This is a genomic window from Ralstonia soli (assembly GCF_023955655.1).
Classification (GTDB): Bacteria; Pseudomonadota; Gammaproteobacteria; order Burkholderiales; family Burkholderiaceae; genus Ralstonia; species Ralstonia soli.
In genome coordinates, this window is the sequence record NZ_JAMXHT010000002.1 from 630,926 (window position 1) to 644,709 (window position 13,784).

At 65.6% G+C, this 13,784-nt stretch carries 8 protein-coding genes; 4 read left to right on the forward strand and 4 right to left on the reverse strand.

Annotated features, from left to right (window positions below):
* Positions 1–352 precede the first annotated feature (352 nt).
* From NG900_RS06645 to uvrA, 4 genes are all read left to right on the forward strand, one after another.
* Positions 353–616 carry a hypothetical protein gene (locus NG900_RS06645; protein WP_252678490.1) on the forward strand — a complete coding sequence of 88 codons (264 nt, stop codon included), beginning with the start codon at positions 353–355 and terminating at the stop codon, positions 614–616.
* A gap of 204 nt (positions 617–820) precedes the next feature.
* Entirely contained in the window at positions 821–1,726 is a 906-nt protein-coding gene (locus tag NG900_RS06650; RefSeq protein WP_252678222.1) for a mechanosensitive ion channel family protein, read from the forward strand.
* A gap of 80 nt (positions 1,727–1,806) precedes the next feature.
* Positions 1,807–2,700 carry a class II glutamine amidotransferase gene (locus tag NG900_RS06655; RefSeq protein ID WP_252678224.1) on the forward strand — a complete coding sequence of 298 codons (894 nt, stop codon included), beginning with the start codon at positions 1,807–1,809 and terminating at the stop codon, positions 2,698–2,700.
* A 246-nt stretch (positions 2,701–2,946) separates the two neighbouring features.
* On the forward strand, positions 2,947–8,772 hold the full coding sequence (gene uvrA / locus NG900_RS06660; protein WP_252678226.1) for an excinuclease ABC subunit UvrA: 5,826 nt from the start codon (positions 2,947–2,949) through the stop codon (positions 8,770–8,772).
* 19 nt (positions 8,773–8,791) lie between these two features.
* On the opposite strand, the gene NG900_RS06665 is transcribed toward uvrA, so the two are convergent.
* The 4 genes from NG900_RS06665 to NG900_RS06680 are packed head-to-tail and all read right to left on the reverse strand — an operon-like array spanning position 8,792 to position 13,634.
* Entirely contained in the window at positions 8,792–10,324 is a 1,533-nt protein-coding gene (locus NG900_RS06665; RefSeq protein ID WP_252678228.1) for a TolC family protein, read from the reverse strand.
* A complete protein-coding gene (locus NG900_RS06670) occupies positions 10,311–12,305 on the reverse strand; it encodes an FUSC family protein (RefSeq protein WP_252678235.1) in 1,995 nt (664 codons plus the stop codon). The genes NG900_RS06665 and NG900_RS06670 overlap by 14 nt, the downstream gene beginning before the upstream one ends.
* Positions 12,286–13,335 carry a multidrug transporter subunit MdtN gene (mdtN, locus tag NG900_RS06675; protein WP_252678245.1) on the reverse strand — a complete coding sequence of 350 codons (1,050 nt, stop codon included), beginning with the start codon at positions 13,333–13,335 and terminating at the stop codon, positions 12,286–12,288. The genes NG900_RS06670 and mdtN overlap by 20 nt, the downstream gene beginning before the upstream one ends.
* Entirely contained in the window at positions 13,332–13,634 is a 303-nt protein-coding gene (locus NG900_RS06680; protein WP_252678247.1) for a YtcA family lipoprotein, read from the reverse strand. The genes mdtN and NG900_RS06680 overlap by 4 nt, the downstream gene beginning before the upstream one ends.
* Positions 13,635–13,784: the final 150 nt, after the last annotated feature.

Below are 13,784 nucleotides of genomic sequence, written 5' to 3' on the forward strand. Positions count from 1 at the left end.
CAGCACAAAAAGAAAGCCACAATTCTTGGTAAAGAATGCTCAGCGCAAATTGTGTGCACAGGCGCTTTGAAGGATTTTGGGGCTGTAAATGTCTATTTGCGCTTAGTCTTACTTCCGCGCACTTGGGCTGAGGTTTTCCGATGCGTCAGTTGTAGGCTCCCGGGAGAGGAGGCGCGGTCAGTGCAACGGGGCGCACCACACTCGTATTTTATTTAACATAAGATACATTATGCGTCGGCAGGGTGTCACAGCCAATTAGTAATGTCGCATTTGAGCCAAATAGAAATGTCGTACCCCTAGGCCAACGCAGGCATGCTGGCGGCTTCCCGTCTGTCCGAGACCGGAGGCTGCCATGCCGAAGCCCGAGACCATCACCATGACGATGCGTGAACTGGACCGGTTCAAGGTGATTCAAGCGGTTGCTGACCAAGGCTTGGCGATTTGGCGCGCGGCTGAGCGGCAGCGCTTGATCAACCGGCTGGACCTGGAGCGGGCCCTCCAGCAAGTCGCTCCATGCCAGCCCAGCAACATGCCGGTCACCCGGACCACTGCCCTGCCGATCACTGCAAAGAAGAATCGAACTGGCCACAAAACGCACGCCCGTGCCGACATTTGAATTTGGCTGGCCCTATGTCAACTAAAAGTGGGCTGGACAAAGAGCCGCGCACAAAACTGCTACTTTCCGTTCCAGCCTGCAGCCAAACGCCATTCCCATTGGTCGATTCATCGGGAGACGCCGATCTCCCTCGAGCGGCGCACCTATACTGCCAGCCTCGCTGGCCTGGCGCCGCACACTTCTGCGCACCCGATTCACTTGATCATGGAAAACGTCCTTTCGCACCTTCACCCCGAACGCCTGAACTTCCTCTGGGACGCCTTCAGCCGCCTCGCTGTCAGCCTGTGCGCAGCGCTGGCGATTCTGATCCTGGGTTGGTGGGTATCCAAGCGCATCGGCAATTGGCTGAATCGGTTGATGAGTCGCCAGACGCGCGTCGATGCCACGCTCACGCCGATTCTTTGCGACATTGCCGTCTGGGGCATTCGTATTCTTGCCGGCATCGGCGCGCTGTCCCGGCTGGGCATCGAAACGGCCAGTATCATCGCCGTGCTTGGCGCTGCAGGACTCGCCATCGGGCTGGCCCTGCAAGGCACGCTGCAGAACATCGCAGCGGGCATCATGCTGCTGGCGCTGCGGCCCTTCCTGGTGGGCGACTACATTGACGGTGGCGGTGGCGAGGTGGCCGGCACCGTCGAGGAAATCGGCCTCTTCATGACGCGCCTGGCCAAGCCCGACGGCATTTGCGAATACGTGCCGAATAGCGCGCTCTGGAGCCATTCCGTGCGCAACTACACGCGCAACCCCAGCCGGCGGCTCGATCTGGAAACCGAGGTCTCGTTGCATGACGATATTCCCGGTGCCCTTAAGGCGCTCACTGCAATGGCCGCGAAAGAGCCGATGGTGCTGGCCGACCCCGCTCCGCTGGCCATGGTGATGCGTTTTGACGACAGTGTCGCGGTGCTGAATTTGCGCGTCTGGTCCAAGACCGAACACTTCTGGGACATGCGCTGGAGGCTTGCGCAGCAAGTCCGCGCGACCCTCGAAGAAGCGCGCTGCACCTTGCCTGTGCGGATTCGCGAGCTGCATATCGTGCACGATGCCACCCAGAAAAGCGGCGTGGAGCCAATGCGCGCCGACCACGAAAGCAGCCGGATCCGCGTGGGCTGAGCGGAGGGAAGTTCTTGTGCATTCGCAAACGCATTGCCTAGACTCCCTTTTCAGGGCATCTCTCTTATAGGCAATGCATCATGTGTCGCTGGCTGGCGTATTCAGGCAATCCGATTCAGATGGAAACGGTGCTGTTCCGGCCGCGGCACTCGCTGATCGACCAGAGTTTGCGCTCCCGCCTCGGTGGCGAGACGACCACCAACGGCGATGGCTTCGGGATCGGCTGGTACGGCCGCTATTCCGAAGTCCCCTTCCGCTACCGCTGCCTGCACCCTGCCTGGAACGATACGAACCTGCGCGAAGCCGCGCGCGCCATCCGATCGTCGATGTTCATTGCGCACGTGCGCGCGGCAACCGACACGCCTGCCCAGGAAACCAACTGTCACCCGTTTCGATACGGCCGGTGGCTCTTTGCTCACAACGGGCTGATCCGCGAATATCCGCTACTGCGGCGCGCCCTCATGATGGAGGTGGCGCCCGAATTGTTCCGCTGGATCGAGGGTTCGACGGATTCCGAGATCATGTTCTTCCTGGCCCTGACGTTCGGGCTGGACCGTGACCCGCGCGGCGCCCTGGAGCAGATGGTTGGCCTGATCGAAGACATCGGCCATCGCCACGGTGTCGAATACCCGCTGAACATGACGGTGTGCGCCACGGACGGCGTCCAGATCGTGGCGGCGCGCTATTCGAGCGAGGGAGAGTCGCGCTCCTTGTTCCACAGCACATCGTTCCGGCACCTGCACCAGCTCTATCCTGACAACGCCGCCATTGACGACGCCGGCGACGATGCGTTTCTTGTGCTGTCCGAGCCGCTTGTCGATCTTCCCGGCGCTTGGGCAGAGATTCCCGAAGAAACCGTCGTCATCGTGAAAGGCGGGGTCGTCGAGCACCACCGGTTCGTGCCCCGGAAGCCGCGGACGCCGGGCTTTGACCTGCCAGCCAACCAGGCTTCCTACGGACGCGAAGCCGGCTGATCGCGTCCTCGCGTCTGCCCCTCGGGGTGATATCCGCATCACCCCGCTCTTTCCCCTCCCCGCTGAAACCTCCTGACAAAACGCTGTCAGGAGGGTTGCGTTACGCTCGCGTCCACAGCTTGTGCCGCAGATGAACCGGATCTCAAGAATCCGTTACAGTTTACGGCTCGAATTTCGATTGCCGGCGTCATCGGGCGCTGTCTTGACCGCGCCGACAATCGCTCATCTCTCCAAGGAACGCCCTCCATGTCCTCCGGTGTCATTCGCCTGCGCGGAGCCCGTCAGCACAATCTCAAGAACCTCGATCTGGACCTGCGCACGGGCGAAATGACCGTCGTGACCGGCCCGTCGGGGTCCGGCAAGTCGAGCCTCGTTTTCGACACCCTGTACGCCGAAGGCCAGCGCCGCTACGTCGAGACCTTCAGCGCCTATGCGCGCCAGTTCCTCGACCGCATGGACCGCCCGCAGGTCGAGCACGTCGAGGGTGTGCCGCCCGCCATCGCCATCGACCAGACCAACCCGGTGCGCAGTTCGCGCTCGACGGTCGGCACGATGACGGAGCTGAACGATCACCTGAAGCTGCTGTTTGCACGTGCCGCTCAGTTGTTTGACCGCGAGACTGCACTGCCGGTGCGTCACGACACGCCCGAAACCATCTACGACGAGCTGATGGCGCGCACCCGCGAGAGCGATCCGCGCCTGGTGGTGACGTTTCCCGTCGAGCTGCCGGCCAATACGAGCGCGGACGAAGTCGCGCAATGGCTGTCGGTGAGCGGCTATACGCGCGTGCAGGCCGAGCGTGTCAGCGGTGACCGCAAGTTGCTCGACGTGGTGGCGGACCGCTTCCGGCTGCAAGGCACCGAGCGCGTCCGCGCGCTGGAGGCCATCGAGTCGTCGCTCAAGCGCGGCGGCGGGCGCGTCAACGTGTACGTCTTGCCCGCAAACGATGACGCGGGGGAGCCCGCGATCTGGCGCTTCTCCACGGGCCTGCACTGTCCGGAAAGCGACCTGCGCTATGCCGATCCGCAACCCGCCCTGTTCTCCTTCAACTCGGCGTACGGTGCGTGCGATGCGTGCCGCGGCTTTGGCCGCGTGATCGGCGTCGACCTGGGCCTGGTGATTCCGGACGAGCGCAAGACCCTGCGCGAAGGCGCCATCAAGCCGATGCAGACCCCGGCCTGGAAGGAGTGCCAGGACGACCTGATGCGCTATTCGGCGGCCGCCGATATCCCGCGCGATACGCCCTGGGCGGACATGACCGAGGCCCAGCGCAACTGGGTCGTCAATGGAGACCCCGCCTTCAAGCGCGGCGGCTGGAACAAGCAGTGGTATGGCGTGCGTCGCTTCTTCGACTACCTGGAGTCGAAGGCGTACAAGATGCACATCCGTGTGCTGCTTTCCAAGTACCGCAGCTATACGACGTGCGAAACCTGCGGCGGCGCGCGCCTGAAAACCGAGTCGATGCAATGGCGCCTGGGCACCAAGGAAAACGCCGACGCCGTACTCGCGCCCGAACATCGCTTCATGCCGCGCGGCGTGAAATGGAGCCGCGCCCAGCTCGAAGCCCTGCCCGGCCTGACCGTGCACGACGTGATGCTGCTGCCGATCGAGCGCATCCGCCGCTTCTTCGATGAATTGACGCTGCCTTCCTCCCTGCTCGACGATGCGCTCAAGCTGCTGCTTGACGAGGTGCGCACGCGGCTGGCGTATCTGTGCGACGTCGGCATCGGTTACCTGACGCTCGATCGCCAGAGCCGCACACTCTCGGGTGGCGAGGTGCAGCGGATCAACCTGACGACGGCGCTGGGCACGTCGCTGGTGAACACGCTGTTCGTGCTGGATGAGCCGAGCATCGGCCTGCACCCGCGCGATCTGGACCGCATTGTCGAGGCCATGCAGCGACTGCGCGATGCGGGCAACACGCTGGTGGTGGTGGAGCACGACCCGTCCGTCATGCTCGCCGCCGACCGCCTGATCGACATGGGCCCCGGCCCCGGCGAGCGCGGTGGCACGATCGTCTTTGACGGCACGCCGGCGGCCATTCGCCAGGCCGATACGCTCACCGGTGCGTATCTCTCCGGCCAGCGCCGCGTGGCTGACACGGACTGGCAAGCCCGTCCCGTCGACAACGCCACGCCCCGACTCGTGCTCGAAGGCGCGAGCGAACACAACCTGCGCGATGTCACGGTCGAGATTCCGCTGCAACGCCTGGTATGCGTGACGGGCGTGTCCGGTTCGGGCAAATCGACACTGATCCAGGACGTGCTCCACCCTGCTCTCGCGCGCCATTTCGGCAAGGCGACGGAATCGCCCGGTGCGTTCCGCGCGCTGCGCGGTGCGGATCAGATCAGCGATGTGGTGTTCGTCGATCAATCGCCGATCGGCAAAACTGCGCGCTCGAACCCGGCCAGCTACGTGGGCGCGTTCGATGAAATCCGCAAGCTGTTCGCCAAGGCGCCGATGGCGCTGCAGCGCGGCTACACGGCCGGCACGTTCAGCTTCAACTCCGGCGACGGCCGTTGCCCGACCTGCGGCGGCTCTGGCTTCGAGCATGTGGAGATGCAGTTCCTCTCCGACATCTACCTGCGTTGCCCCGATTGCGACGGCACGCGTTATCGCGCCGAGATTCTTGAGGTGAAGATTCCCCGCGCGGGCCGCGCGTTGTCCGTGGCCGATGTGCTGGAGCTGACGGTGAGCGAAGCCGCCAGCGTTTTCGCCGACGATGCCGACGTGCTGCGCGTGCTGCAACCGATCGTCGATGTGGGGCTGGAATACGTGAAGCTTGGCCAGCCGGTGCCGACGCTTTCCGGTGGCGAGGCCCAGCGGCTGAAGCTGGCGGGCTTCCTGGCCGAAGCGGCACAGGCCGCTCAGGCGGCCGCTCGCAAGCGTGTCAAACAAGACGTCCCCGCCAATGCCGGCCGCCTGTTCATGTTCGACGAGCCGACCACCGGCCTGCATTTCGACGACATCGCCAAGCTGATGCGCGCGTTCGGCAAGCTGCTCGACGCGGGCCATTCGCTGATCGTGATCGAGCACAACCTCGACGTGGTGCGCGCAGCCGACTGGATCATCGACCTCGGCCCCGAGGGCGGCGATGCCGGCGGCTTGCTGGTATGCGCCGGTACGCCTGCGCAGGTGAAGGATTGCGCGGCCTCGCACACTGGCGCAGCGCTCAAGCAATACGAGGCCAGCATTGGCCAGCCAGAAGCCACTGAAGGCGTGCCGCTGCAAACGGCACTGGCCGAGCGTCGTGCAAAACGTGTGGCGTTGGCCGAAGTCCAGGGCGAGAACGTCGTGCGCATCGTCCACGCGCACGAGCACAACCTCAAGGGCCTGAACGTCGATATTCCGCACGGCAAGTTCAACGTGGTGACGGGCGTGTCGGGTTCGGGCAAATCGACGCTGGCGTTCGACATCCTGTTCCACGAGGGGCAGCGCCGTTACCTCGAATCGCTCAATGCGTATGCGCGCTCGATCGTGCAGCCGGCGGGTCGGCCGGAAGTCGATGCGGTGTATGGCATTCCGCCCACGGTGGCTATCGAACAGCGCTTGTCGCGCGGCGGCCGCAAGAGCACGGTGGCGACCACCTCCGAGGTGTGGCACTTCCTGCGGCTGCTGTACGTGAAGTTGGGCGTGCAGCACTGCATCCACGACGGTACGCCGGTGTCGGCCCAGAGCCCCGAGGCGATCTTTGCCCAGCTCATGCGCGACCATCGCGGCCAGCACATCGGTTTGCTGGCCCCGCTGGTGGTGAACCGCAAGGGCGTGTACACCGATCTCGCCAAATGGGCCAAGGCACGCGGTTATACGCACCTGCGTGTCGACGGCGAATTCCTGACCGTCGACCCGTGGCCGCGTCTGGACCGCTTCCGCGAACACACGCTGGAACTGCCGGTGGGCGACATCGTCGTTGCGCCGGAAAACGAAGCCGCGCTCCGTGCATTGATGGAGCAGGCGCTGGAATACGGCAAGGGCATCATGCACGTGCTCGCGCCGTTGGACGGTTTGCAGCACGCCATGCACAACGGCGGCACGGCGCATGTGGGCAACGTCAAGGTGTTCTCGACCAAGCGTGCGTGCTCGACCTGCGGCACCAGCTACCCCGAGCTGGACCCGCGCATGTTCTCGTACAACAGCAAGCATGGCTGGTGCCCGAGCTGCGTCGGTACTGGCCTGGCGCTCACGCGCGAGCAGCGCGCCGCGTTTGACGACACGGTGCTCGGCGGTGACGACCGTGGCCGCGAGCAGACGCTGCCATCGGAAGAAGTCGATCCGGACGGCATGACCGACCTGCCCTGCCCCGACTGTCACGGCACGCGCCTGAACCCGACGGCCCGCGCGGTGACGTTCGCCCACAAACCTATCGTCGACATTGCCCAGTGGACGGTCAGCCAGACCCGCCGTTGGGTCGAAGGCCTGGACCTGACTGGCCGCGATGCCGACATTGCACGCGATGTGGTGGCCGAAATCCATAGCCGCCTGTCGTTCCTGGAAGAAGTCGGCCTGGGGTATCTGAGCCTGGACCGTGCCGCACCGAGCCTGTCCGGCGGCGAAGCGCAGCGCATCCGCCTGGCCGCGCAACTCGGCAGCAACCTGCAGGGCGTGTGCTACGTGCTGGACGAGCCGACCATCGGCCTGCATCCGCGCGACAACCAGATCCTGCTCGACGCGCTGCGCAAGCTGGGCGACAAGGGCAACACGCTGGTGGTGGTCGAACACGATGAAGACACCATCCGCCGGGCAGACCACATCATCGACATCGGCCCCGGCGCCGGTAAGCGCGGCGGCACGCTCGTCGCGCAAGGCGGCGTGCAGGATCTGGCGGCGCAACCGGATTCGCTCACAGGCCGGTTCCTGTCGCAGCCGATCGAGCACCCGCTGCAGCCGCGCCGCGAAGTGATTGCGCAGACTGTGCCCGAGCAGTGGTTGACGGTGCATGGCGCCAAGCTGCACAACCTGCGCAATGTCACGGCGACGATGCCGCTGTCGCGTCTGGTGGCAATTACGGGTGTGTCCGGTTCGGGCAAATCGACGCTGGCGCGCGATGTGCTGATGACGAATCTGCTGGATGCCGTGGGCCGTTCGGTCCTGTCTTCACCGGCAACGCGGCGCGCACGCAAGGCCGCGCAGGCGGAAACGGCGGACGCCAAGATGCCGCGCAAGCTCGATGTCAAACACGACTGGCACGGCTGCGACAACATCACCGGCTGGGAAGCCATCGACCGCGTGCTGGAGGTGGACCAAACTCCGATCGGCAAGACACCGCGTTCTTGTCCGGCCACCTACATCGGCGTGTGGGACACCATCCGCAAGCTCTTCGCCGACACGCTGGAAGCGCGCGCCCGCGGCTACACCGCCTCGCGGTTCTCGTTCAACACCGGCGATGGCCGCTGCCCCGCCTGCGAGGGCCAGGGCGTGCGCACCATCGCCATGAGCTTCCTGCCTGATGTCAAGGTCGGCTGCGACGTGTGCCACGGCCAGCGCTTCAATCCTGAGACACTGGCCGTCACCTGGCGCGGGAAGAACATCGGCGAGGTGCTGACCATGGAGATCGACGAAGCGGTGGAGTTCTTCGGCGCCATGAGCAGCATCGCCCACCCGCTGCAGTTGATGAAGGACGTCGGTCTGGGCTATCTGACGCTGGGCCAGCCCTCACCCACGCTGTCTGGCGGAGAGGCACAGCGCATCAAGCTCGTCACCGAGCTGTCGAAGGTGCGCGACGACGTCACGCGGCGTGGCCAGAAGGCGCCCCATACGCTGTACGTGCTGGACGAGCCGACCGTGGGCCTGCACATGGCCGACGTGGCCAAGCTGATCCGTGTGCTGCATCGCCTGGCGGATGGCGGCCACAGCGTGATCGTGATCGAGCACGACCTCGACGTGATTGCCGAGGCGGACTGGATTCTCGATCTCGGCCCGGAGGGTGGCGACGAAGGCGGCACCATCGTGGCGGCCTGCGGGCCGGAGGCGTTGACGCACGTGAAAGCAAGCCACACAGGCGTCGCGCTGGTACCGGTGCTGACCCGAGGTGGGAAGCAGGTCGACCGTCGGGAGACGGGCGAAACGGTGTAGTACGCCGCCAGCGCTGATGTCAGCGCTGCGCGGTGCCGATCGATCCTGTCGCCAGCGCCAGTGTGGCCGCCGCGGTGCGCGCGCCGCTGTAGGTATCGACGTAGGCGTTCCTGGCCAGCAGCAGCTGGTTTTGCGCCAGCAGCACATCGGTGATCGACCCGACGCCGTGGCGGTATGCGGCAAGCGCCGCGTCATACGTGGTCTGCGCGGCGGAGACCAGCGCCTGCGCGGCTTCATGCGAGGCGAGGCTCGTCTGCAGCGTGTTCTGCCCAGCCACGATCTGGCGCACGGCCTCCTGCGTTGTGCGCACGCGCTTGGCCGATGCGCTTTCAGCATCGTTGCGCGCCTGCGTGAGCACGGCTGCTCGCAAACCGCCGTCATAGAGCGGAATGCTCACGCCCACGAACGCACTCACGCCGTAGTGGCTGCCGTTGAGGTTGACCGTGGGCGCCTGCTGGCCGATCGGCGGGATGGCGGTGATGGCCGCACGGCCCGAGTTGTACGACGTGGCGGCGGACACAAACACCTTGGGCAAGAACTCCGCCTCGGCGGCCTTGATGCGCGATTGCGTGGCTTTTTCTGCTGCGTAGGCGCTCAGTACGTCGGCGCGCCGCGCAACGGCATTGGCAACGATCTGGTCGACCGGGTCGCGCAACGCGGGTTGAAGGGTTTGGATCGGCAAGTCCGCAATCTTCGGTTTGGACAGCGGCGAGATGCCCAGCGCAGAAAGCAGGGAGAGATACCGATCGCTTTGGGCGCCTTCCGCCTGCACTTGCGACAACTTGGCCTGGGCGCGGTTCTGCGTCGCCTGCGCGACCTCCACCACCGTACCGATACCCTGCTTATAGCGGGCCTTGGCGGCTGTCAGGATCGCTTCGGCGTTGTCCAAGCCCTGCGTCGCCGTGAGTGTCCGGGCACGGGCCGCTTCGTATGCGTAAAACGCCACCGTCACGTCGTAGATCACCTGCTGATGCACAGCCGTGAAGCCGATGTTGGCGGCGATCGACAGTTGTTCAGCGGCGTCTACGCGCGCAGCCCGGCCGCCAAAGTCGAACAGCAGCCATTGCAGCGACAGTACGGAGATCGTTCCGTGCACGGTGGTATCCGTGCCCGCCGTCCCCAGCAGCGTCGATGACGAACCGTGCCCCGCCTGATATCCCGCCATCGCCGTTGCGGACAGATACGGCAGGTAGGCGCTCTTCGCCAACCCCGCCGCGAGGGCGGCATTGCGGGCGTCGTTCCATGCCACGCGCGTCAGCGGGTTGTTCGACTCTGCTATGTTGATCAACTCGGGCAGTGTGTACGCGTGTGTGGTGTCGAGCGCGGCGGCCGGCGGGATCGTCGCCGCTGCGGTGTTGAGCGGCAACGTGTAGCCGTTGCCGGTTGCTGTGGATGGCGAAGCACCGGGGATGATCTCGCCGGCTTGCGTTGTCTGCGGCTGCCAGGGCCGGTCGGGGCGCTCGGGTGCCATGTCGAGCGCGGACGTCGCACATCCGGCCGTCACGGTGGCAGCCGCGCAGAGAAGAACGACCAACAGATCAGGCTGGCGCATGCGTCAGCGACTCCTTCGATACGGCATCGGGAACTTCGCGCGCGATCCGGCTCAGGCGCGCGTCAGCCAAGGCCAGCAATGCATCGTGCACGGCATCGGGTGGGGCTGTGGACGTGGCGTCGGCCACCAGCCCGTTCACGCCAGTACGTTCGGCCACGCCATGCAGGCGCGCACGCATGGCGGCATCACCGGGGGTGCGTTCGGCGATCAGGAATGACGGGGCTTCCATGGATTCCAACTCTGCGAGCGCGCGGCGGCGCTGGGCAATCCATGCCGGGGCGGGCCGCACCCACGAGGGCTCGTACCGCACCAGTGCAACGTCGGCGGCCAATGCGCCATGCTGTGCCAATGCCTGCGCGGTCAGCATGCGCCGTTGCTCTGTACTGAACGTACGCGTGACCGTGTCCCATTGGCGCAGCAACGCAGCCAATGCGGCATCGACCTGTGCGGCAATGCTCACCGGCCACACGCGCGTGAACATGAGGTACACGACCACGTTGCCCAGCAGGATGCCGATGATACGGTCACGCGCCACCGTCAGGTCAAACGCGGGTGAAGGCCCTTGCAGCACACACAGCAGGAACGCAAAGGCGATCTGGAACCCCGCATACGCGATGCGCGGTGAACCCTGTGCAACCCAGGCCGACAGCCACATGCCGATAAACACCAGCGCCATCAATTCGGCTACGGACGTCATCGCCGGCATCACCCACACGAGGGTCGCGATGCCTAGAGCCGCCCCCACCAGGCAGCCGACGATGCGCAGCGTCAGCTTTTCGACCGTCTCTGCGGTGCTGCTCAACGAGACCACGTAGCACGTGATGAAGCACGTATGGATGCCCGACCAATCCAGCTGCATGTACAGCAGGTAGCAGAACATCGCCGCCGCGGTGGTCTTGAGCGCGTAGCGCAGGTGGTTCGGGTTGGTGCGGGCATCCGGCAGGAAAAAGCCGCCAGGTGCCTTGGCCGGCGCCGCTTCCGCCTGCCGGGAAGGCTGCGGCTCCGCCACGGCAAAGCTGACGATGGCCGATTGCAATTCCGTCGCCACCGAGCGGCACAGCGGCGGCAACCCGTCGAGTGACGGCAGCGTGAGTTCGATGTCGACCGGGTATCCACCCTGCTCCAGCATGCGCGCCATGGCTTGCAGGGTCTCGGTGATCGGCGTGGCCATGTTCGCAGGCAGCCGCGCCTGGGGCTCGCTGGCAGCAAGGTCCGCCGCCATCAGGATGGCCGTTGTGGACGCCACCGCCTGCTGCAACGCCGGCAGATCGGTCGCCGAGGTCGAGCCCTCCATCCTGGAGAGCCGCAGCCAAGTGGCAATGGCTTGATTGCCTTCGCGCAGGCTCGCCGCCAGCGCTGCGCGATCAGCGTTTGCCGTGCCGAGGTGTTCGGCTGCCAGACGCAACCGACGGGCCAGCGCCTGGCACGCCAGCCGGCGCGGCGACGGCCCCATCACCAGATTGACGACGATGACCACTCCCGCCGGAATCGCCACCATCAGCCACGCATAGAGCAGCGCGCGCGTCGCCAGCTCGCCCACGGGCGCAATCCCGAGTTCGTCCAGTCCAAACCCGACGATCATCGCCAGGATGGCCCCGACCGGCCGCAGCTTGCTGGCTGAGGTCAGGAACAGCAGCCCGACAGACAGCGCCACCATCCAGACCACGCGCCACAGCGGGTCGTCCACGCAGAAGATGGCGATCACGATGATGAGCCCGAGTACCACCGTCACCAGCACCAGCATGGCGACCGAGAGCAGGATGCTCGTCACCCGGTCGGCGCGGATCATGAAGAACACCACGTACGCCGAGATGGCCGCCCACGGCGTGGAGTAGATGCTGGCGACCAGCGTGGTCAGCGCGCAGATGAGGGCGATACGGGTAGTGGCCTCCAGCCGGCCTGGCGTGGGCGCCAGCAGGCGCAGCACAGCGCCCGGGCGGGGCCAGATGCCCCGTGCGATGTCATCGGCAGGCAGCGCCATGCCTGATCTCGACAATCGCGCTGGCGCCGACGCGGACCAGCTTGTCGGCCGGTTCCTCCAGGCGCACGCGTACCGGGAAGCGCTGCGACACCCGCACCCAGTTCACCGAGGGCTGGACGATGGGCAGCGTGCGCGGCAGGTTCAGACGGTCCGCACCCGAAATGCCGGCGCCAATGCCGTCCACCTTGCCGTGCAGCGCCTGGCCGCGGTCGAGCATCGAATACACCGTTGCGCAGTCGCCCACGTTGATGGCGGAAAGCGTGGTCTCGCGAAAGTTCGCCACGGCAAACCATTCGCCCGAGTGGATCAGCGTGAAGATCGACTGGTTGGGCGCGACGGTCTCGCCGGCCAGCACCGACAGGCCGGTCACCCAGCCATCGTGCGGTGCGCGCACCACGGTGTCTTCCAGCGCGTGCTGGGCGCGGGCCAGTGCGGCTTCGCGGGCGTGCAGCATGGCGATGGCATCGGCATCGTTGCCGATCGTCTGGGCGGTGGTGCGTTTCTGCTCGTTGGCCTGCTGGAGGGAGATGGCGGCATCGCGCTGCGCAACCTGTGCCTGGTCCAGTTGCTGGGCGGGGACGTAGCCCTGCGCCGCCAGCGGGGTGAGCCGCTTCACCGTGCGCGAGGCCAGCTCGTAGTTATGCGCGGCGCGGCTGCTCTGGTCTGACGCGATGGTCGCGTTGGAACGCTCGCCGATCAGCGCCCGGCGCCGCGTATCAAGCGACGCGCGCGCCAGCTCCACATCGGCTTGCGCCTGTGCCACCGTCAGTCGGTAGGGCACGGGGTCGATTTCGAACAGCAGGTCGCCCTTCTTGACGCGCTGGTTTTCGGTCACGGCCAGCTTGACGATGCGCCCGCCCACCGGCGTGGCGATATGGACGACATCCGCATCGATGGTCGCGTCGTCAGTGGAGGGATAACGCGACGTGTGGACGTAGGCATAAACCGCCGCCGCCACGCCGAGGATGACGATCGCCGCGGCGATCAGGTAGCCGCGCAGCGCGGGTTTCTGCAGGCCGGCCATCTTCATAGCCAGTGCCCCGCGCCAATCAGCCACACGACCACCGCCACCATCACCCCGATCGCCACGCACACGGAGAGCTGGAACGGCATCCAACTCGACCAGCCGGTCATGACCAGAACCCGATGCGCAATGAGCGCCCCCGCCGCGCCAATCAGCCCGGCCAGCAGCCAGAGCGGGAAATACGCCCCGAAGATGGCGTAGGACGGTGCGCCATGTGCGCAGCCTTGCAGTGACAGCCCAAGAGCGGGTGTCGCCAGCGGCGTCAGCGAAAAACGCTTCGGACTGGACAGGTTTCGGCGTGGCATCGATGTCTCGGCGCCGCCCGGCAGCGTGGCGCCGTCGGGTTCGGGCGTTGGATCAAGGCCGAGCCACTTTAGCAGCGCACCTTGCGCTTGACCAGCTTTGACAATGCTTTCACTTTTGGGCGAAAAATCCGACCGACGTGCTGCCCCGGG